This window comes from Streptomyces sp. IBSBF 3136, assembly GCF_036815105.1.
Classification (GTDB): Bacteria; Actinomycetota; Actinomycetes; order Streptomycetales; family Streptomycetaceae; genus Streptomyces.
On record NZ_JAJSZC010000144.1, the window covers coordinates 1 to 19,917 of the forward strand.

Sequence of the window (19,917 nt, forward strand, 5' to 3'; positions counted from 1 at the left end):
GTGCAGCGGGCTCGGCCGGTCGGTTGGCGGTCATGGGGAGGGGAGTGACGGGGTGGGCCGCCGCGAAGAGGTGGCGGACCGCTTCCGGGAGGAGGTCGGGGGTCGTCACCGCGGAGCCCCACTTGCCGCCCTCCTCCGGTACGAGGAGTTCCGCGATGTCCAGGACGTGATGGCCGGCCATGGACGGCAGGCAGCGCCCCCGTGCCGGGCCGATCGCCGCCGCCCACCGCGCGGGGATCGCCGAGGCGCCCCGGGTCGCGCCGGCCAGGGCGCCCGCCACCGCGGCCGTCGTATCGGCGTCGCGCCCCATGTTGACCGCCGTGAGGACCGCTTCCGGGAAGTCCCCGTCGGCCGCCGCGTAGGCGCCGAAAGCGAGGGCCACCGCCTCGGGGGCCAGGTCGGTCCAGGGGTAGCCGCCGATGACCACCGCGGAGCGGACCGCGCGTTCGCCTCGGTGGGCCACGGTCACCGCCCGCCGCAGCGAGCGGGCCGTCCAGGAGTCGTCGGGGACGACGGCGAGCGCGGAGGCGATCACCACCGCGGGCGAGGCACCCGCCATCGCCGCCGCCACGCCCGCGGCGACCGCCTGGCCGCCGTAGATGCCCTCACCCTCGTGGCTGACCGCGCCGTCGATCGCCACCAGCCGGGCCGCCTCCCCGGGGCGCCCGGCGGCGAAGACCCCGAAGGGCGCCGCCCGCATGGCGAGGCCGTCGCTCCAGGCGTGCCGGTGCTGCGCGGAGATGGGGGCAGCGAGACCGCGGCGGAGGTTCTCCAGCGTGCCCCGCTCGCTGAAGCCCGCCCCGCGGAAGGGGCCCTCGGCTCGGTCGGCGATCCACTGGTGCCAGGCGCCCTCGACATGCGCGGGGGTGAGCGCCGAGCCGTGCCGGGCCAGCAGCAACCCCGAGAAGATCGCGTACTCGGTGTCGTCCGTACCGCACGGCCGCTCGCTGACGTACCCGGTGATCCGGCCCCAGCGGGCACGGATCTCGGAGGGCTTGAGGTTCTCCGCGGGCGCCCCGAGCGCGTCGCCGACGGCCAGCCCGAGCAGCGCGCCGCGGGCCCGCTCGCGCAAGGTGACGGCGTCCCCGGGTGCCGGGGCCGGGGGAGTGCGGGCGATCGATGCCATGGGCGGCCTCTCCTTCGCGAGGCCACTGAGGGCCAGGGGACCTCTGGCGGACGGACCTCTGGCGGATCTCTCCCCCGGGAGGGAGGGGCGTGAGCCTGGGTGCCATCCGTGTCACCCGGTCGGCATCTGAGCATGATCGAACTCGCATGAGCAAAAGCAGGTAAAACCGCAGGTTAGCCCAGCCTTTCCTTGCTGGCGGCGAAGAAATTATCGGCGTACGTTCAGTGTTGTCGAAAAGTAGAAGGCATCCAAAGTTAGCTTTGGCTAAGCTTTCCTGGGGGACCCCGCATGGCGATCATCGAGACCGAGGCGGCGCTGCACGAGGCGCACCGCGACAACCACACCCACCGTGACGTGAACGGCGGCTGGCTGCGCCCCGCCGTCTTCGGTGCGATGGACGGCCTCGTCTCCAACCTCGCCCTGATGACCGGTGTCGCGGGCGGCTCCGTCGGCCATCAGGCCATCGTCATCACCGGCCTCGCGGGACTCGCCGCCGGCGCCTTCTCCATGGCGGCCGGCGAGTACACCTCCGTCGCCTCGCAGCGTGAACTCGTCGAGGCCGAGCTGGACGTCGAGCGCCGTGAGCTGCGCAAGCACCCCCAGGACGAGGAGGACGAGCTGGCGGCGCTCTACGTGGCCCGCGGGGTGGAGCCCGCACTGGCCCGGGAGGTCGCCCGGCAGCTGTCGAAGGATCCCGAGCAGGCCCTGGAGATCCACGCCCGCGAGGAACTGGGCATCGACCCCGGCGACCTGCCGTCGCCGCTGGTCGCCGCCGTCTCCTCGTTCGGCTCCTTCGCGCTCGGCGCCCTGCTGCCCCTGCTGCCGTACCTGCTGGGCGCCACCGCCCTGTGGCCGGCCGTGCTCCTCGCGCTCGCCGGGCTGTTCGGCTGCGGCGCGGTGGTGGCCCGGGTGACCGCCCGCTCCTGGTGGTACAGCGGCCTGAGGCAGCTCGCGCTGGGCGGCGCCGCCGCCGGTGTGACGTACGCCCTGGGTACTCTGTTCGGGACGGCCGTAGGATAGTGCCGCAGGGACTTATGCGTCGGTCCGCATAAGTACCCGTTACTCGCTGGTTTCGCAGGCATGACCACGGGGCATGAGCCGTAAGCGCTGTGGGCAATGACGCCTGCGGCGCACTCCCGGGATGAGTGAAGGCGCTCCTCCCGCCCCCCTCAGGGCCGATGGACGCGGATCTGATCGATCTTGTCCCTTTCGGTCCCCACACTTCCTGCCGCCCGTGCGCGGCACCTCGCCGTGACCCCGCGGCACCCCGGCCGTAACCCGGCGCCGTCCGCATGCTGGAACGGAGTATCCGGTTCCCGAGAACCGCTCCATCATGTAACCTGCACGAAATTTTGCACTCCAAGCAGAGGGCCAACGTCGTCCCTCGGCACTTGCACATGCCAGATGACGACGACGGGAGAGCCGATGCGTACGCCGCGCCAGCCGTCCCAGCACTCCGCGAATGGCCAGAACTGGTCGTTCATGGATGCTCGCCCTGCTGCCCAGGGTATGTACGACCCCCGCAACGAACGCGACGCCTGCGGCGTCGGTTTCGTCGCCACTCTCACCGGCGAGGCGTCCCACACGCTGGTCGAGCAGGCCCTCACCGTGCTGCGCAACCTGGAGCACCGCGGCGCCACCGGCTCCGAGCCCGACTCCGGCGACGGCGCCGGCATCCTCTCCCAGGTTCCCGACGCCTTCTTCCGTGAGGTGGCCGGTTTCGACCTTCCCGCGGCCGGCGGCTACGCGGTGGGCATCGCGTTCCTGCCGGAGGACGGCATCGACGCCGCCGTCTCGAAGATCGAGACGATCGCGGCCGAGGAGGACCTCACCGTCCTCGGCTGGCGCGAGGTCCCGGTCGCCCCCGAGCTGCTCGGCGCCACCGCCCGGTCGACCATGCCGGTCTTCCGCCAGATCTTCGTGACCGCCGGAGCGAGCGAGGGCATCGCGCTCGACCGCAGGGCCTTCGTGCTGCGCAAGCGCGCCGAGCGGGAGGCCGGTGTCTACTTCCCGTCCCTGTCCGCCCGCACGATCGTGTACAAGGGCATGCTGACCACCGGCCAGCTGGAGCCCTTCTTCCCGGACCTGTCCGACCGCCGCTTCGCCTCCGCGATCGCGCTCGTGCACTCCCGGTTCTCCACGAACACCTTCCCGTCGTGGCCGCTCGCGCACCCGTACCGCTTCGTCGCCCACAACGGTGAGATCAACACCGTCAAGGGCAACCGCAACTGGATGCGCGCCCGCGAGTCCCAGCTCGCCTCCGACCTGTTCGGCCCGGACGAGAAGGCGATCGAGCGCATCTTCCCGGTCTGCACGCCGGACGCCTCCGACTCGGCGTCCTTCGACGAGGTGCTCGAGCTGCTGCACCTCGGCGGCCGTTCGCTCCCGCACTCCGTGCTGATGATGATCCCGGAGGCGTGGGAGAACCACGACTCCATGGACCCGGCCCGGCGCGCCTTCTACCAGTTCCACTCCACGATGATGGAGCCCTGGGACGGCCCGGCCTGCGTCACCTTCACCGACGGCACCCAGGTCGGCGCCGTGCTCGACCGCAACGGCCTGCGTCCCGGGCGCTACTGGGTCACCGACGAGGGCCTCGTCGTCCTCGGCTCCGAGGTCGGCGTCCTCGACATCGACCCGGCCAAGGTCGTCCGCAAGGGCCGCCTGCAGCCCGGCCGCATGTTCCTCGTCGACACCGCCGAGCACCGCATCATCGAGGACGACGAGATCAAGGCGTCCCTCGCCGCCGAGCGGCCGTACGCCGAGTGGCTGGAGGCCGGCGAGATCGAGCTGGGCGACCTGCCCGAGCGCGAGCACATCGTCCACACCCACGCCTCGGTCACCCGCCGCCAGCAGACCTTCGGCTACACCGAGGAGGAGCTGCGCGTCCTCGTCGCTCCGATGGCCCGCACCGCCGCCGAACCGATCGGCTCCATGGGCACGGACTCGCCCATCGCGGCCCTGTCCGAGCGCCCGCGGCTGCTCTTCGACTACTTCACCCAGCTGTTCGCGCAGGTCACCAACCCGCCGCTGGACGCGATCCGGGAGGAGCTGGTCACCTCCCTGCGCTCGTCGCTCGGCCCGGAGGGCAACCTGCTGGAGCCGACGGCCGCCTCCTGCCGCTCGGTCACCCTGCCCTTCCCGGTCATCGACAACGACGAGCTGGCCAAGCTCATCCACATCAACGCCGACGGCGACATGCCCGGCTTCAAGGCCGCGACGCTCTCCGGCCTGTTCCGGGTCTCCGGCGGCGGCGACTCGCTCGCCGCGCGCATCGAGGAGATCTGCGCCGAGGCCGACGCGGCCATCGACAACGGCGCCCGGCTGATCGTCCTCTCCGACCGCCACTCGGACGCCGAGCACGCGCCGATCCCGTCGCTGCTGCTCACCGCGGCCGTCCACCACCACCTCATCCGCACCAAGCAGCGCACCCACGTGGGCCTGCTGGTCGAGGCCGGCGACGTCCGCGAGGTCCACCACGTCGCGCTGCTCATCGGCTTCGGCGCCGCCGCGGTCAACCCCTACCTGGCGATGGAGTCCGTCGAGGACCTGGTCCGCGCGGGAACGTTCCTCTCGGACATCGAGGCCGAGCAGGCCATCCGCAACCTGATCTACGCGCTCGGCAAGGGCGTCCTGAAGGTCATGTCCAAGATGGGCATCTCCACCGTCGCCTCCTACCGCGGCGCCCAGGTCTTCGAGGCCGTCGGTCTGGACGACGCGTTCGTGGAGAAGTACTTCAACGGCACCGCCACCAAGATCGGCGGCGTCGGCATCGACGTCATCGCCAAGGAAGTCGCCGCCCGCCACGCCAAGGCCTACCCGGCCTCCGGCATCGCTCCCGCGCACCGCGCGCTGGAGATCGGCGGCGAGTACCAGTGGCGCCGCGAGGGCGAGCCGCACCTGTTCGACCCGGACACGGTGTTCCGCCTCCAGCACTCCACGCGCTCCGGCCGCTACGACATCTTCAAGAAGTACACCGAGCGGGTGAACGAGCAGTCCGAGCGCCTGATGACGCTGCGCGGCCTGTTCGGCTTCAAGTCGGGCCGGCAGCCGATCCCCGTCGACGAGGTCGAGCCGGTCTCCGAGATCGTCAAGCGGTTCTCCACCGGCGCCATGTCGTACGGCTCCATCTCCCAGGAGGCGCACGAGACCCTCGCCATCGCCATGAACCAGCTGGGCGGCAAGTCCAACACGGGTGAGGGCGGCGAGGACCCGGAGCGCCTGTACGACCCGGCGCGCCGCTCGGCGATCAAGCAGGTCGCCTCCGGCCGCTTCGGCGTGACCTCCGAGTACCTGGTCAACGCCGACGACATCCAGATCAAGATGGCCCAGGGCGCCAAGCCCGGCGAGGGCGGCCAGCTGCCCGGCCACAAGGTCTACCCCTGGGTCGCCAAGACACGTCACTCGACGCCGGGCGTGGGCCTCATCTCCCCGCCGCCGCACCACGACATCTACTCCATCGAGGACCTGGCCCAGCTGATCCACGACCTCAAGAACGCGAACCCGCAGGCACGTATCCACGTGAAGCTGGTCTCCGAGGTCGGCGTCGGCACGGTCGCGGCCGGTGTGTCCAAGGCGCACGCGGACGTCGTCCTCATCTCGGGTCACGACGGCGGCACCGGTGCCTCCCCGCTGACCTCGCTGAAGCACGCGGGCGGCCCCTGGGAACTCGGCCTGGCCGAGACCCAGCAGACGCTGCTGCTCAACGGCCTGCGCGACCGCATCGTGGTGCAGACCGACGGCCAGCTGAAGACCGGCCGCGACGTCGTCATCGCCGCGCTGCTCGGCGCCGAGGAGTTCGGTTTCGCGACCGCCCCGCTCGTCGTCTCCGGCTGTGTGATGATGCGCGTCTGCCACCTGGACACCTGCCCGGTCGGCATCGCCACCCAGAACCCGACGCTGCGCGAGCGGTTCACCGGCAAGGCCGAGCACGTGGTGAACTTCTTCAAGTTCATCGCCGAGGAGGTCCGCGAGATCCTCGCGGAGCTGGGCTTCCGCTCCATCGAGGAGGCCGTCGGCCACGCGGAGGCGCTCGACGTCGCCCGTGCCGTCGACCACTGGAAGGCGCAGGGCCTGGACCTGGAGCCGCTGTTCCACGTGCCGTCGCTGCCCGAGGGCGCCGTCCGCCACCAGGTGATCGAGCAGGACCACGGTCTGGAGAAGGCCCTGGACAACGAGCTGATCAAGCTGGCCGCCGACGCCCTGGCCGCCTCCGACGTCACCGAGGCCCACCCGGTGCGCGCCCAGGTCGCCATCCGCAACATCAACCGCACGGTCGGCACCATGCTCGGCCACGAGGTGACGAAGAAGTTCGGCGGCGCGGGCCTGCCCGACGACACCATCGACATCACCTTCACCGGCTCGGCCGGCCAGTCCTTCGGCGCGTTCCTGCCGCGCGGTGTCACGCTGCGCCTGGAGGGCGACGCCAACGACTACGTCGGCAAGGGCCTGTCCGGCGGCCGGATCGTCGTCCGCCCGGACCGGGCCGCCGACCACCTCGCCGAGTACTCGACCATCGCCGGCAACACCATCGGCTACGGCGCCACCGGCGGCGAGCTGTTCCTGCGCGGCCGTACCGGTGAGCGGTTCTGCGTCCGCAACTCCGGCGCGCTGGTCGTCTCCGAGGGCGTGGGCGACCACGGCTGCGAGTACATGACCGGCGGTCGCGCGGTGGTCCTCGGCGAGACCGGCCGCAACTTCGCTGCGGGCATGTCCGGCGGTATCGCCTACGTCATCGACCTGGACCGCGACAACGTCAACGCCGGCAACGTCGGGGCCGTCGAGGCGCTGGACGACGCCGACCGCCAGTGGCTGCACGACGTGGTGCGCCGGCACGCCGAGGAGACCGGCTCGACGGTCGCCGGGAAGCTGCTCGCCGACTGGGACGCGGCCGTGCAGCGGTTCAGCAAGATCATCCCCAGCACGTACAAGGCAGTGCTCGCCGCCAAGGACGCCGCCGAGCGAGCCGGTCTCACCGAGACCGAGATCACCGAGAAGATGATGGAGGCGGCGATCAATGGCTGACCCGAAGGGCTTCCTGAACCACGGCCGTGAGGTCGCCAAGTCCCGCCCCGTCGGTGAGCGCGTCAAGGACTGGAACGAGGTCTACGTCCCCGGCTCCCTGCTGCCGATCATCAGCAAGCAGGCCAGCCGCTGCATGGACTGCGGCATCCCGTTCTGCCACAACGGCTGTCCGCTGGGGAACCTGATCCCCGAGTGGAACGACTACGCCTACCGCGAGGACTGGGCCGCGGCCCAGGAGCGCCTGCACGCGACCAACAACTTCCCGGAGTTCACCGGTCGCCTCTGCCCGGCCCCCTGCGAGTCGGCGTGCGTGCTGGGCATCAACCAGTCGCCGGTCACCATCAAGAACGTCGAGGTCTCGATCATCGACAAGGCCTGGGAGACCGGGGACGTCGCCCCGCAGGCCCCCGAGCGCCTGTCGGGCAAGACGGTCGCGGTCGTCGGCTCGGGCCCGGCGGGCCTGGCCGCCGCCCAGCAGCTGACCCGGGCCGGCCACACCGTCGCCGTCTACGAGCGCGCGGACCGCGTCGGAGGTCTCCTCCGGTACGGCATCCCCGAGTTCAAGATGGAGAAGCGGCACATCAACCGCCGTATCGAGCAGATGCGCGCGGAGGGCACCCGCTTCCGTACCGGCGTCGAGATCGGCCGTGACCTGAAGGCGACGGACCTGAAGAAGCGGTACGACGCCGTGGTCCTGGCCGTCGGCGCCACCACCGCCCGTGACCTGCCGGTCCCCGGCCGCGAACTCAAGGGCATCTACCAGGCGATGGAGTACCTGCCCCTGGCCAACAAGGTCCAGGAGGGCGACTACGTCACCACCCCGATCTCGGCCGAGGGCAAGCACGTCGTCGTCATCGGCGGCGGCGACACCGGCGCCGACTGCGTGGGCACCGCCCACCGCCAGGGCGCGGCCTCGGTCACCCAGCTGGAGATCATGCCCCGCCCGAACGACGAGCGGCACCCGACGAACCAGCCGTGGCCGACCTTCCCGATGCTCTACAAGGTCACCTCGGCCCACGAGGAGGGCGGCGAGCGGATCTACTCCGTCTCCACCACCCACTTCGAGGGCGACGAGGACGGCAACGTCCAGTGGCTGCACCTGAGCGAGGTCGAGTTCGTCGACGGCAAGCTGACCTCGAAGCCGGGCACGGAGCGCAAGATCCCCGCCCAGCTGGTCACCCTCGCCATGGGCTTCACCGGCACCGACCGGGACAACGGCCTGGTCGAGCAGTTCGGTCTTGACCTCGACGAGCGCGGCAACATCGCCCGCGACGCCGACTTCCAGACCAACGTGCCCGGCGTGTTCGTCGCCGGTGACGCCGGCCGCGGCCAGTCGCTGATCGTCTGGGCGATCGCCGAGGGCCGTTCGGCGGCCCGCGGTGTGGACCGCTTCCTGACCGGTGTCAGCGAGCTGCCGGCCCCGATCCGCCCGACGGACCGCGCCCTGGCGGTCTGACGGGCGCCCACAGAACGTTACGTACAACGGCGTACGGAACAAGGCGACGCCTGCCCACCATGTCCCCGACCGGACGGCTGGGCAGGCGTCGTCGCATGTCCGAACGCCGCGGCGGCTACGGCACCCTGTACGTTGCCCAGCGGGAGTTCCTTTGCGACGGCAACCTCTGCCTCGACACGCCGCTGGAGTGGCGGGTGTACGGGGAGGTCGACGCGGGTGGTGTCGATGCCCGGCTTCCTGGCCTTCATGCCCCCGTGAGATCCGAGACCTTGACCCAGGCGAGGACGAGCAGGACCGCCAGCAGGGCCACGCACACGCCGGTCTGGATCAGCGCACGGCGGCCGTCCCGGGGCGCGTAGGCGTACGCCAGGGTCACCGTGCCGCCCGCCAGCAGTCCGCCGAGGTGGCCCTGCCAGGACGTCATCCCCGCCGAGAGCACCAGCCACAGCAGCAGGCCGATCATGTAGCGGTTGACGGCCTGCATGTCGTAGCCGAGGCGGCGGCCCATGATCCAGTAGGCGGCGCCGAGCCCGAAGACGGCGCCGGAGGCGCCGACGGCCAGGACGTCCGGCGCGATCAGCAGTTGCAGGACGGAGCCGCCCAGGGCCGAGAGCAGGTACAGGGCGAGGTAGCGGACCCGGCCCAGCTGCGTCTCCACCACCCGGCCCACCGTCCACAGCGAGGCCATGTTCATCACGATGTGCAGGACGCCGATGCCCTCGGTCGGCGGCATGTGCAGGAAGGCGCCGGTCAGCAGCCGCTCCCACTCGCCGCCGGCGAGGCCCTCGGCGTGCACGGAGGAGTCGTACGGGTACTGCCACAGGTAGTGCGCGCCGTCCGCGCCCCTGAGCCCGGCCCCCAGCATCCCGAACCGGTCCACGATCGACGGGCGGCCCAGCTCGGCCAGGTAGGCCAGCACGTTGAGCCCGACGAGGACGTACGTCACCAACGGCACCGCGCTGATCCGGCCGCCGAAGGCCGTGCGCGCCTGCCGGACCGACCGCGCGCCCTCCTTCACGCACTCCACGCACTGGTGGCCGACGGCGGCCTCCCGCATGCACGACGGGCAGATATGGCGGTCGCAGCGGGTGCAGCGGACGTGCGACTCCACCTCGGGGTGACGAAAGCACGTGGTGACGGCGGACTCGGCGGTCACGGCCGGCTCCTCTGAGGATGATCGGGACAGGGGCGAGCCGGTGGGGTCGGCGCCGAACAAAATAGCCAACTCCGGCTGCGGGAGGGACGGCAGGGGCCGATGATCACATGAACTCAGGCCCCCCGACGGGTTCACCGAGCCTGGCTCAGCCGCCGCCCGCCTCCCCGAGCACGGCCTCCCGGCACTCCTCGGGCGTGCCCCACGCGGTGCGCAGCGCGCGGGCCTTGGTCAGCCACAGGGACAGGTCGTACTCCGCCGTGTACCCGATCGCGCCGTGCAGCTGGAGCGCGGTGCGGGCCGTGGTGTACGCCGCCTCGCAGGCCTTCAGCTTGGCGGCGGCCACGTCCGCCGGACGCAGCGACAGCGCCGCCCCGAACACCAGGGGCCGGGCGAACTCCAGGGCGATCACCGCGTCGGCCAAGCGGTGCTTGACCGCCTGGAAGGAGCCCACGGGGACCCCGAACTGCGTGCGCTGCCGCACGTACGCGACCGTGCGGTCGAGCAGGGCGAGGCCGACCCCGAGGGCCTGGGCGGCGGTCGCGAGGCGCGCCCAGGCGAGGGCGCGGGCCCACGGCGGATCGGGGTCCAGCAGTTCGCCGCCGGAGGCCAGCGGGGTCAGCCTGCGGGCCGGGTCGAGGGAGGGGCGGACCGGGCCGGGGCCCGGGGACAGCAGCAGCCCCCCGGCGGAGGCGGCGAGGTGGAGCGTGGCCGCGTCGCCGTCGAGCGCGGGTCCGCCGGGAGCCGCCACGGTCGCCACGGTCCCGCCCGCCGCGAGCCCCGGCAGGAACCGCCGGGCCGGCGGGCCCTCGCCGAGCAGCACGGCCGCGGCGACCGTCTCCACCAGCGGCCCGGGCGCCGCGCACCGGCCCAGTTCCACGAAGGCGACGGCCAGTTCGACCGGGCGCGGGCCCAGCCCTCCGAACTCCTCCGGCGCCGCGAGGGCGAACACTCCCGCCTCCGCGACCCGGCGCCACAGCGCGCGCCCGCGTGCGTGCTCACCCCGGCTCCACTCCCGCACCACCGCCGGGGTGTCCGCCGCCGTCAGCATCGCGCGCAGCGAATCGGCGAACGCGCGCTGCTCGGCGTCCAGGAGGAAACGCATCAGCGGCGCCCCTTCGGCAGGCCGAGCAGCCGCTCGGCGACGATGTCCCGCTGGATCTCGTTGGTGCCCGCGTAGATGGGCCCGGCCAGGGCGAAGACCCAGCCCTCCGCCCAGTCGGAGTCCGCCGACTCGCCTCCGGCGCCCAGGAGATCGAGCGCCGTCTCGTGCAGCGCCAGGTCGTACTCGGACCAGAAGACCTTGTTCAGGCTGGACTCCGGGCCGAGCGAGGCACCCTCCAGGAACCGGCAGGCGGCCGCGTAGGTGAACAACCGGTAGGCGCGGGCGTCCACCAGGGCGTCGGCCACCCGGGCACGGGCCTCCCGGGGGTGGCCGCACGCCTGCCACAGCTCCAGCAGCCGGTCGGCCGAGGCCAGGAAGCGGCCGGGGGAGCGCAGGGTGAGGCCCCGCTCGTTGCCCGCCGTGGACATCGCGATCCGCCAGCCCTGGCCGGGCTCGCCGATCACGTCCTCGTCCGGCACGAAGACCTCGTCCAGGAACAGCTCGGCGAAGGCCGGCCTGCCGTCCAGGCGGCCGATCGGGCGGACCGTGACGCCGGGTGCCCGAAGGTCGAACATCAGGTACGTCAGGCCCTGGTGCGGTCTCGGCGCCGCCGGGTCGCTGCGGAACAGGCCGAAGGCCCGGTCGGCGAAGGCGGCCCGCGAGGACCAGGTCTTCTGGCCGCTCAGCAGCCAGCCGCCCGCCGTCCGCACCGCCCTGGAGGTGAGCGAGGCCAGGTCGGAGCCGGCCTCCGGCTCGGACCACGCCTGCGCCCAGACCACCTCGCCCGCCGCCATCGGCGGCAGCACGCGCGCCCGCTGCTCCGCCGTGCCGTGGTCGAACAGGGTCGGCGCGAGCAGGCTGATCCCGTTCTGGCCGACCCGGCCCGGCGCGCCCGCCGCCCAGTACTCCTCCTCGAACACCAGCCAGCGCAGCAGCCCGGCGCCCCGCCCGCCGTACTCCTCGGGCCAGGACACCACCGACCAGCGGTCGGCGGCCAGTTCGGCCTCCCAGGCGCGGTGCGCCGCGAAACCCTCGGCGGTCTCCAGGGAGGGCAGCGGCGCGCGCGGCACGTGCGCCGCGAGCCAGGCACGGGCCTCGGCGCGGAACTCCTCGTCCGCCGGAGCATGGGTCAGGTCCACGGCCGCCGTCACCGTCCTTCCCTAACAAGTGTTTGGTAGGTTAGCGTGGGGCCATGACAGGCGTCGAGAGTCCGGCGTACGAGCCCGGCCACGGGCTGCTGAGGGGCCGCACCGCCGTCATCACCGCGGCGGCCGGAGCGGGGATCGGCGGGGCGACCGCGCGCCGCTTCCTGGAGGAGGGCGCCCGGGTGCTGATCAGCGACGCGCACCCGCGCCGGCTGAAGGAGCACGAGGCCCGGCTCGGCCGGGAGTTCCCCGGCGCGGTGGCGGCGACACCCTGCGACGTCACCGACGAGGCCCAGGTCCTGGCCCTGTTCGAGACGGCCGGGCGCGCGCACGGCAAGCTCGACATCGTCGTCAACAACGCGGGCCTCGGCGGCACTTCGGACCTCGCCGACATGACCGACGAGCAGTGGTCGCGCGTCCTCGACGTCACCCTGGGCGGCACCTTCCGCTGCACCCGCGCGGCCCTGCGCGCCATGCGGGACACCGGCGGCGGGGTCATCGTCAACAACGCCTCCGTCGTCGGCTGGCGCGCCCAGGCAGGCCAGGCCCACTACGCCGCCGCCAAGGCCGGGGTGATGGCGCTGACCCGGTGCGCGGCACTCGAGGCGGCCGCCTACGGGGTGCGCGTCAACGCGGTCGCCCCCAGCCTCGCGATGCACCCGCACCTGGTGAAGGTCACCTCGCCCGAACTCCTCGACGAGCTGACGGCCCGTGAGGCGTTCGGGCGCTACGCCGAACCCTGGGAGGTGGCCAACGTCATCGTGTTCCTCGCGTCCGGCTACTCCTCCTACCTCACCGGCGAGGTCGTCGCCGTCAGCAGCCAGCACCCCTGACGGCGGGCAGACCACAATGGGTCCGTGCCGACCAAGAAGAAGCCCCAGGTGACCGCCCCGAAGAAGCCCACGGCGGCCGCCGCCCAGGCGCGCCGCAGCGAACTGCTCGGCACCGCCGCCGAGGTCTTCGCCGAACAGGGCTACAACGCCACGACCGTCCGCGCCATCGCCGACCACGCCGGCATGCTCGCGGGCAGCCTCTACTACCACTTCGACTCCAAGGAGTCGATGCTGGAGGAGATCCTGCGCACCTTCCTCGACGAGCTGTGGGACGGCTATGACACCGTCCTGGCCTCCGGACTCGGTCCCCGCGAGACCCTGGAGGCCCTCGTCACCGAGTCCTTCCGGGAGATCGACCGGCACCGCGCCGCCGTCGCGATCTACCAGAAGGAGAGCAGGCAACTCGCCGCGCAGGACCGCTTCGCCTTCCTCGCCGACTCGCAGCGCCGGTTCGAGAAGGCGTGGCTGTCCACCCTGGAACAGGGCGTGGCCCGCCGCGTCTTCCGCGCCGACCTGGACGTCCGCCTCACCTACCGGTTCGTCCGCGACACCGTGTGGGTCGCCGCCTCCTGGTACCGGCCCGGCGGACAGCACAGCCCCGAGGAGATCGCCCGGCAGTACCTGTCGATGGTGCTGGACGGGATCGCCGTACGCACCTGACACCGGGTACCACCACCCCTTTCCTGTGAGGGAGTCGCCATGGCCGAGGCCTACATCGTCGAAGCGGTCCGCACACCCGTCGGACGGCGCGGGGGAGGGCTCGCCAGGGTCCACCCGGCCGACCTCGGCGCGCATGTGCTGACGGCGCTCGTCCGGCGGACCGGCGTCGACCCGGCCGCCGTGGACGACGTCGTCTTCGGCTGCCTGGACGCCGTCGGGCCGCAGGCCGGGGACATCGCCCGCACCAGCTGGCTGGCCGCAGGACTGCCCGAGGAGGTGCCGGGCGTGACCGTCGACCGCCAGTGCGGCTCCTCCCAGCAGGCCGTGCACTTCGCCGCGCAGGCCGTGCTCTCCGGCACCCAGGACCTGGTGGTCGCCGGCGGGGTGCAGAACATGTCCCAGATCCCCATCGCCTTCGCCTCCCGGCAGGCCGCCGAACCCCTCGGCCTGACCGACGGACCCTTCCTCGGCAGCACCGGCTGGCGCGCCCGCTACGGCGACCGGCCCGTCAACCAGTTCGCCGGCGCCGAGATGATCGCCGCCAAGTGGGGCATCGGCCGCGAGGACCAGGAGGAGTTCGCGCTGCGTTCGCACCGGCGGGCGGTGTGGGCCATCGACACGGGCCGCTTCGAACGGGAGACCGTGCCCTGCGGCGAGGTCACCCTCGACGAGGGCCCGCGCAGGGACACGTCCCTGGAGAAGATGGCCGCGCTGAGACCCGTCCTCGACGGCGGCACCATCACCGCCGCCTGCTCCTCCCAGGTCTCCGACGGAGCCGCGGCCATGCTGCTCGCCTCCGAGCGTGCGGTACGGGAACACGGACTGCGCCCCCGCGCCCGCGTCCACCACCTCTCCGTACGCGGCGAGGACCCCATCCGCATGCTCTCGGCACCCATCCCGGCCACCGCGCACGCCCTGAAGAAGACCGGCCTCACCATCGACGCCCTCGACCTCGTGGAGATCAACGAGGCCTTCGCCCCCGTGGTCCTGGCCTGGCTCAAGGAGACCGGCGCCGACCCGGACAAGGTCAACGTCAACGGCGGCGCGATCGCCCTCGGCCACCCGCTCGGTGCCACCGGCGTCCGGCTGATGACCACCCTGCTCCACGAACTGGAGCGCACCGGAGGCCGCTTCGGACTCCAGACCATGTGCGAGGGCGGCGGCCAGGCGAACGTGACGATCATCGAACGGCTCTGAGGTCCCCCAGTCCCGTCAGCACCTCCCCGGCCTCCCGCATGATCCGCTCCACCAGCTCCGCGCACGACGGCAGGTCGTCGATCAGACCGGCGACCTGCCCGGACGCCATCACCCCGAGGTCCGTACGGCCGTCCACCATCGCCGACCTCAGCAGCATCGGCGTGTTGGCCGCGAGCAGCACCTGACTCCACGACAGCTCCTTGCCGTGCCGCAGGGCCAGCCCGTCGCGGACCATCTGCCGCCAGCCGAGCCCCGACAGCCGCCGGAACCCCGCCGCCCGCCGCACCGCGTGGGCCAGCGCCCGTATCCGGCCCGACCGCTCCAGCGCGTCCACCAGGTCCGTGCGCAGCATCCGGTGCGGCAGGCCGTCCACCGCCCTGGTCACGGTGACGTCCCGGACGGTCGCCGCCAGATACCGGGCCTTCACCGGGCCCGGCACCGTCGAGTCCGAGCTGAGCAGGAACCGTGTGCCCATGGCCACCCCCGCCGCCCCGTAGGCCAGCGCCGCGACCAGCCCCCGCCCGTCGAAGAAGCCGCCCGCCGCCACGACCGGTATCCGCACCGCGTCCACCACCTGCGGCAGCAGCACCGTCGTCGCCACCTCACCGGTGTGCCCGCCGCCCTCACCGCCCTGTACGATCACCGCGTCCGCGCCCCACGCCGCCACCTTCTCGGCGTGCCGCCGCGCCCCGACGGACGGGATCACCACCACACCGCCCTCCTTGAGCCGGCCGATCAGCTCGGGGGAGGGGGCGAGGGCGAAGGAGGCCACCCGGACGCCCTCCTCCAGCAGGATCCCCACCCGGTCCGCCGCGTCCGCCGCGTCCGCCCGCAGGTTCACCCCGAACGGAGCCCGCGTCCGCGAGCGCACCTCCCGTACGGCGTTCCGCAGTTGGTCGAGCGTCATGGTCGCGGAGGCGAGGATGCCGAGAGCCCCGGCGTCCGCCGCCGCCGAGACCAGCCTCGGGCCGGCCACCCAGCCCATCCCGGTCTGCACGATCGGATGCCGGACCCCGACCAGCCGGGTCAGCGCGGTCTCCATCACCCCCTCACCCCCGCACCGCCTTCGGGCACCTCGCGCGCCCGCGCTCCGCCCGGGTCCAGCACCTCACGGATCAGCCGCAGCTCCGCGGCCGTCGGCTCCCTGGTCCATGGCACCTCGTCCGGCACGGCGAGCGCGAAACCGGTCGCCTCCCGCACCCGCTCCACGTCCACCCCCGGATGCAGCGAGGCCAGCCGCATCGACCGGTCGGGCGTGGCGAAGTCGAAGACGCCGAGATCGGAGACGACCCGGGGAATCCGGTGGAAGCGGGCCGCGCCGCCCAGCCCGGCCGCCCGGTCGTACCCCACCCCGCACACCATGTCCACCCGCTCCACGAACACCCGCCGGGAATGTCTCGGGATCCAGTAACTGGTCGGGTTGTTCAGCGTGTTGAGCGGCGCCCCGCGCACCCCGAGCAGCTGGCGCTGCGGCCGGGACCAGTCGCCGATGCAGGAGATGTTCTGGTTGCCGTACCGGTCGATCTGGCTCGCCCCCATCATCACGTGCCGGCGGCCGCCCGCCACCAGGGCAAGATGCTGCCGGTAGGGCAGCCAGCCCTCCGGTGTGCCGTCCGGGCGGACCAGCAGCGCCTCCCCGTCGGTGAGCAGCAGGTCCGGAGCGAAGGTGAGCCGGGCCAGCCGCGCGCCCAGCGACGGGATCAGGCCCATCGGGCCGGCCAGGACCTCCCCGGCGCCCCGCCACGCCTCGGCGCAGGCGATCACGCAGTACTCGGCACGTGTGGCCGTCATCCCTCCCGCTCCTTCCGCCACCGCCGCACGGCTCTCCGGTACTCCTCCTCGTCACCGCCGAGGAACCGCTTCGTGAACTCCGGCCAGGGCATGGAGGCGTAGGCCCGCTGGAACTCCTCGTCCCGGCCGTAGTCCGGCGCGCAGGAGGTGAAGTGCGCCCCGTTCGGCGCCTCGACCACCCCGGTCACCGACAGCCGCTTCAGCAGCAGCGACTGCGGGGCCGCCTCCTTGGTCAGCTCGGCGGTGTCGACGATCCGCTCGCAGGACACGTACGCCTCGTCCGCCGCCTCGCAGAACAGGTCGTCGAAGTAGGGGTCGGGTCCCAGGTACTGGCCGTTGCCCAGCCGGTCGGCGCGGTTGACGTGGACCAGGGCCGCGTCCATCCGCAGGGCGGGCATCGCCACCAGCGTCTCCCCGTCCTCGTACGGCGAAGTGACCGTGCGCAAGGCCGGGTTGACCCGCATGACATCGGAGCCGAGGCCTGCCCGGACCGGCATGAACGGCAGCCGGTGCGCGGCCGCGCGCAGCCCCCACAGGAGCATGCCCTCGTCGACCTCCGTCAGTTCGAAGGCCCCGCTCTCGCGCGCCGCCCGGTAGTGCGGTTCGAGCGGGACGGAGTCGAGGGTGACGAAGGCGGTGACCAGTCTGCGGATCCGGCCGGCCGCGGCCAGCACGCCGACGTCCGGGCCGCCGCAGGACACCACCGTCAGATCCCCGATCCCGGCTCTCAGCAGGGCCCTGACCAGGGCCATGGGCTTGCGCCGTGAACCCCAGCCGCCTATCCCCAGGGTCATCCCGCTGGACAGCCGGGAAACCACCTCGTCGGCGGTCATCGTCTTGTCGCCCACCTACGCCCCCTCCTTCCCGAACGTGTCACGCACCCGGTCGGCCACTCCGCCGAGGTTGGCCTCGAACGTGAAACCCTGCTCGTAGCGGTAGCTGCGGCGCACGTCGACCGGGTCGATCCCGTTGATGGCGGCCTTCGCCATCCGCAGCAACCGCCCGTCCTTCGCGGCGATCTCCCCGGCCAGCTCCAGCGCCGCCGCGCGGAGGTCCGGGCGCGGCACCACACGCCAGACGGAGCCGTGCGCGTGCAGCTCGGCGGCGCTCGCCGTGCGCGCGGTGTAGTACAGCGCCCGCATCAGGTGCTGCGGGACCAGCCGGGCCAGATGGGTCGCGGCGCCCAGCGCCCCACGGTCCAGCTCCGGCAGCCCGAAGGAGGCGTCGTCGCTCGCCACGATCGCGTCCGCGTTGCCCACCAGGCCTATCCCGCCGCCCAGACAGAACCCCTGCACCGCCGCCACCACCGGCGTCTCGCACTCGTACACCGCCGCGAAGGCCGCCGCGCAGCCCCGGTTGGCGCCGATCAGCGCCTCGTGCCCCCGCGTCTGTATCTCCTTGATGTCCACTCCCGCGTTGAACCCGCGCCCCTCGGCGGCCAGCACCACGCACCGCGCCCCGGGATCGCGGCCGGCCGCGCGCACGGCCTCGGCCAGCGCGAACCAGCCGCGCACCGGCAGCGCGTTCACCGGCGGGAAGTCGACGGTGACTACGGAAATCCCCTTTTCCGGGGCCGACAGGGAGACACCCATGGACGCATCAGCTACCTTCGCACTCAACGCCTTTCCACCAAACATTTGTTAGGTGTGAGGCTTCGAAGCTAGCAGTCGCCGCAGACGAGCGGGAGGGCCTGTGGAAAACTCCGGACACCCCCCGCCGGAGCCTGTGGACGACACCCGGGACGGCCGCGTCGTCGTCGTCACCGGCGGCACCCGGGGCGTGGGCGCCGGTATCGCCCGGGCCTTCGCCCGGACCGGCGCCCGGGTGCTGGCCTGCGCCCGGCGGCCCCCCGAACAGCTGTTGGAGGGCGTCGAGTTCGTCCCGCTCGACCTGCGCGACCCGCCCGCCGTCCGCGCCTTCTTCGCCGCCCTGCCCCGGCTCGACGTACTGGTCAACAACGCGGGCGGCACCCCGTACCGGCGGCTGACGGACGCCGACGCCGAACGGCACGCCCGGGTCATCGAGCTGAACCTCGTCACCCCGCTCACCGCCTCCCTGGCCGCCCACGAGCAGCTCCGGCGGACCCGGGGCTCCATCGTGATGGTCGGCAGCGTCAGCGGCGGCCGCCCCTCGCCCGGCTCGGCGGCCTACGGCGCGGCCAAGGCGGGACTGGAGAACCTGGCCGCCTCCATGGCCGTGGAATGGGCGCCCGAGGTCCGGGTCAACACGCTGGTCGTCGGGATGGTCCGCACCGAGGCGTCCGCCCCGCACTACGGCGGCCCGGACGGCATCGCCGCGGTCTCCCGCACCGTCCCGCTCGGCCGGCTCGCCACCCCGGCCGACGTGGCGGAGGCCGCCGTCTTCCTGGCCTCCGGCGCGGCCGCCTACATCAGCGGGGCGAGCCTGCTGGTGCACGGGGGCGGCGAGCGGCCCGCCTTCCTGGACGCCGCCGAGGCCGGCACCGGACACCACAGCGAAGGAGACACCCGATGAGCGGAATCTGTGCGGGACGCGTCGTCGTCGTCACCGGCGCCGGGCGGGGGCTGGGCCGGGCGCACGCCCTCGCCTTCGCCGCCGAGGGCGCCCGGGTCGTCGTCAACGACCTCGGCGTCGCACCGGACGGGACACCCGGCCCCGACAGCCCGGCGGCGGCCGTGGCCGCCGAGATCCGCGAGGCGGGCGGCGAGGCGGTCGCGCACGGCGGGGACATCGCGACGAGCGAGGGGGCCGCCTCCCTGATCGGGACCGCAGTCGAGACGTTCGGCCGGCTCGACACCCTCGTCAACAACGCGGGCTTCCTGCGCGACCGCATGCTCGTCAACCTCGACGAGGACGACTGGGACGCCGTGCTCCGCGTGCACCTCAAGGGGCACTTCCTGCCCCTCAGGCACGCCGCCGCGCACTGGCGGGCCGAGGCGGCGGCCGGCCGCGCACCGGTGGCCCGGATCGTCAACACCAGCAGCGGGGCGGGCCTGCTGGGCTCGGTCGGGCAGGGCAACTACAGCGCCGCCAAGGCCGGTATCGTCGGCCTGACCCTCGTCGCGGCGGCCGAACTGGCCCGCTACGGCGTCCAGGTCAACGCCGTCGCCCCGGCCGCTCGTACCCGTATGACCGAACGCGTCTTCGCCGCGGCCATGGCCACCCCGGACACGGGCTTCGACGCCATGGCCCCCGAGAACGTCTCCCCGCTGGTCGTCTGGCTCGGCTCCGCCGCGAGCGCCGGGGTGACCGGCCGCGTGTTCGAGGCGGAGGGCGGCCGGATCACCGTCATGGAAGGCTGGCGCCCGGGCCCCTCGGCGGACACGGGAGCACGCAGGACCCCGGCCGAGGCGGGCGACACCACCCTGAAACTGCTGGCGCGGGCCGAGCCGCCGGGAGCGGTGTACGGCGCGCGGGGGTGAGGGTGCGGGTGCGGGTGGTCGGTGGG

16 protein-coding genes are annotated in these 19,917 nt (G+C 72.8%); 8 read left to right on the forward strand and 8 right to left on the reverse strand.

The genetic code is table 11. From position 1 onward, the window contains the following. A partial coding sequence (locus tag V7E45_RS26640; RefSeq protein WP_333776738.1) for an ADP-ribosylglycohydrolase family protein occupies nucleotides 1-1,126 on the reverse strand: 1,126 nt, incomplete at its 3' end. Between the two features lie 288 nt (nucleotides 1,127-1,414). Between V7E45_RS26640 and V7E45_RS26645 the strand changes: the two genes are divergently transcribed. From V7E45_RS26645 to V7E45_RS26655, 3 genes are all read left to right on the forward strand, one after another. Then, the gene (locus tag V7E45_RS26645) at nucleotides 1,415-2,146 is read left to right on the forward strand and encodes a VIT1/CCC1 transporter family protein (RefSeq protein WP_333776739.1); all 732 of its coding nucleotides are present in this window, start codon (nucleotides 1,415-1,417) and stop codon (nucleotides 2,144-2,146) included. A 405-nt stretch (nucleotides 2,147-2,551) separates the two neighbouring features. Then, on the forward strand, nucleotides 2,552-7,150 hold the full coding sequence (gene gltB, locus V7E45_RS26650) for a glutamate synthase large subunit (protein ID WP_333776740.1): 4,599 nt from the start codon (nucleotides 2,552-2,554) through the stop codon (nucleotides 7,148-7,150). Further along, the gene (locus V7E45_RS26655; protein ID WP_333776742.1) at nucleotides 7,143-8,606 is read left to right on the forward strand and encodes a glutamate synthase subunit beta; all 1,464 of its coding nucleotides are present in this window, start codon (nucleotides 7,143-7,145) and stop codon (nucleotides 8,604-8,606) included. Before gltB ends, V7E45_RS26655 begins: the two co-directional genes overlap by 8 nt. 244 nt (nucleotides 8,607-8,850) lie before the next feature. Here the strand turns inward: V7E45_RS26655 and V7E45_RS26660 are convergent, their stop codons facing one another. The 3 genes from V7E45_RS26660 to V7E45_RS26670 form a co-directional block, all read right to left on the reverse strand. After that, nucleotides 8,851-9,762, reverse strand: a complete 912-nt coding sequence (locus V7E45_RS26660; protein WP_333776743.1) for a rhomboid family intramembrane serine protease — start codon at nucleotides 9,760-9,762, stop codon at nucleotides 8,851-8,853. 145 nt (nucleotides 9,763-9,907) lie between these two features. Then, the gene (locus tag V7E45_RS26665; protein ID WP_333776744.1) at nucleotides 9,908-10,864 is read right to left on the reverse strand and encodes an acyl-CoA dehydrogenase family protein; all 957 of its coding nucleotides are present in this window, start codon (nucleotides 10,862-10,864) and stop codon (nucleotides 9,908-9,910) included. Continuing rightward, complete coding sequence (locus V7E45_RS26670) at nucleotides 10,864-12,003, reverse strand: acyl-CoA dehydrogenase family protein (RefSeq protein ID WP_333776753.1); 1,140 nt, start codon at nucleotides 12,001-12,003, stop codon at nucleotides 10,864-10,866. The genes V7E45_RS26665 and V7E45_RS26670 overlap by 1 nt, the downstream gene beginning before the upstream one ends. Nucleotides 12,004-12,056: 53 nt before the next feature. On the opposite strand from V7E45_RS26670, the gene V7E45_RS26675 reads away from it, so the two are divergent. Genes V7E45_RS26675 through V7E45_RS26685 form a run of 3 tightly spaced genes read left to right on the forward strand, consistent with a single transcriptional unit; the run spans nucleotide 12,057 to nucleotide 14,699 of the window. Beyond that, nucleotides 12,057-12,842 (forward strand): SDR family oxidoreductase, encoded by a 786-nt coding sequence (locus V7E45_RS26675; RefSeq protein ID WP_333776745.1) that lies wholly within the window; start codon nucleotides 12,057-12,059, stop codon nucleotides 12,840-12,842. 24 nt (nucleotides 12,843-12,866) lie between these two features. After that, nucleotides 12,867-13,502, forward strand: a complete 636-nt coding sequence (locus V7E45_RS26680) for a TetR/AcrR family transcriptional regulator (RefSeq protein ID WP_319148607.1) — start codon at nucleotides 12,867-12,869, stop codon at nucleotides 13,500-13,502. A 39-nt stretch (nucleotides 13,503-13,541) separates the two neighbouring features. Next, entirely contained in the window at nucleotides 13,542-14,699 is a 1,158-nt protein-coding gene (locus V7E45_RS26685) for an acetyl-CoA C-acetyltransferase (protein ID WP_333776746.1), read from the forward strand. On the opposite strand, the gene V7E45_RS26690 is transcribed toward V7E45_RS26685, so the two are convergent. The 4 genes from V7E45_RS26690 to V7E45_RS26705 are packed head-to-tail and all read right to left on the reverse strand — an operon-like array spanning nucleotide 14,683 to nucleotide 18,082. Beyond that, the gene (locus V7E45_RS26690) at nucleotides 14,683-15,741 is read right to left on the reverse strand and encodes an NAD(P)H-dependent flavin oxidoreductase (protein WP_333776747.1); all 1,059 of its coding nucleotides are present in this window, start codon (nucleotides 15,739-15,741) and stop codon (nucleotides 14,683-14,685) included. The genes V7E45_RS26685 and V7E45_RS26690 overlap by 17 nt on opposite strands. Next, nucleotides 15,741-16,490: a CoA-transferase subunit beta gene (locus V7E45_RS26695; protein ID WP_333776748.1), complete on the reverse strand. Its 750-nt coding sequence runs from the start codon at nucleotides 16,488-16,490 to the stop codon at nucleotides 15,741-15,743. Before V7E45_RS26695 ends, V7E45_RS26690 begins: the two co-directional genes overlap by 1 nt. After that, on the reverse strand, nucleotides 16,487-17,338 hold the full coding sequence (locus tag V7E45_RS26700) for a CoA transferase subunit A (protein ID WP_333776749.1): 852 nt from the start codon (nucleotides 17,336-17,338) through the stop codon (nucleotides 16,487-16,489). The genes V7E45_RS26695 and V7E45_RS26700 overlap by 4 nt, the downstream gene beginning before the upstream one ends. After that, nucleotides 17,339-18,082 (reverse strand): enoyl-CoA hydratase family protein, encoded by a 744-nt coding sequence (locus tag V7E45_RS26705; RefSeq protein ID WP_333776750.1) that lies wholly within the window; start codon nucleotides 18,080-18,082, stop codon nucleotides 17,339-17,341. Nucleotides 18,083-18,215: 133 nt separating this feature from the next. On the opposite strand from V7E45_RS26705, the gene V7E45_RS26710 reads away from it, so the two are divergent. Beyond that, nucleotides 18,216-18,983 (forward strand): SDR family oxidoreductase, encoded by a 768-nt coding sequence (locus V7E45_RS26710; protein WP_333776751.1) that lies wholly within the window; start codon nucleotides 18,216-18,218, stop codon nucleotides 18,981-18,983. After that, the gene (locus V7E45_RS26715; RefSeq protein WP_333776752.1) at nucleotides 18,980-19,891 is read left to right on the forward strand and encodes an SDR family oxidoreductase; all 912 of its coding nucleotides are present in this window, start codon (nucleotides 18,980-18,982) and stop codon (nucleotides 19,889-19,891) included. Before V7E45_RS26710 ends, V7E45_RS26715 begins: the two co-directional genes overlap by 4 nt. The last annotated feature ends 26 nt before the right edge of the window (nucleotides 19,892-19,917 follow it).

Excerpts from the sequence above, each read along its gene's own strand:
- V7E45_RS26645 (WP_333776739.1), top strand. The coding sequence starts at position 1,415 with ATGGCGATCATCGAGACCGAGGCGGCGCTGCACGAGGCGCACCGCGAC.
- gltB (WP_333776740.1), top strand. The coding sequence starts at position 2,552 with ATGCGTACGCCGCGCCAGCCGTCCCAGCACTCCGCGAATGGCCAGAAC.
- V7E45_RS26655 (WP_333776742.1), top strand. The coding sequence starts at position 7,143 with ATGGCTGACCCGAAGGGCTTCCTGAACCACGGCCGTGAGGTCGCCAAG.
- V7E45_RS26665 (WP_333776744.1), bottom strand. The coding sequence starts at position 10,864 with ATGCGTTTCCTCCTGGACGCCGAGCAGCGCGCGTTCGCCGATTCGCTG.
- V7E45_RS26675 (WP_333776745.1), top strand. The coding sequence starts at position 12,057 with ATGACAGGCGTCGAGAGTCCGGCGTACGAGCCCGGCCACGGGCTGCTG.
- V7E45_RS26685 (WP_333776746.1), top strand. The coding sequence starts at position 13,542 with ATGGCCGAGGCCTACATCGTCGAAGCGGTCCGCACACCCGTCGGACGG.
- V7E45_RS26690 (WP_333776747.1), bottom strand. The coding sequence starts at position 15,741 with ATGGAGACCGCGCTGACCCGGCTGGTCGGGGTCCGGCATCCGATCGTG.
- V7E45_RS26695 (WP_333776748.1), bottom strand. The coding sequence starts at position 16,490 with ATGACGGCCACACGTGCCGAGTACTGCGTGATCGCCTGCGCCGAGGCG.
- V7E45_RS26705 (WP_333776750.1), bottom strand. The coding sequence starts at position 18,082 with ATGGGTGTCTCCCTGTCGGCCCCGGAAAAGGGGATTTCCGTAGTCACC.
- V7E45_RS26715 (WP_333776752.1), top strand. The coding sequence starts at position 18,980 with ATGAGCGGAATCTGTGCGGGACGCGTCGTCGTCGTCACCGGCGCCGGG.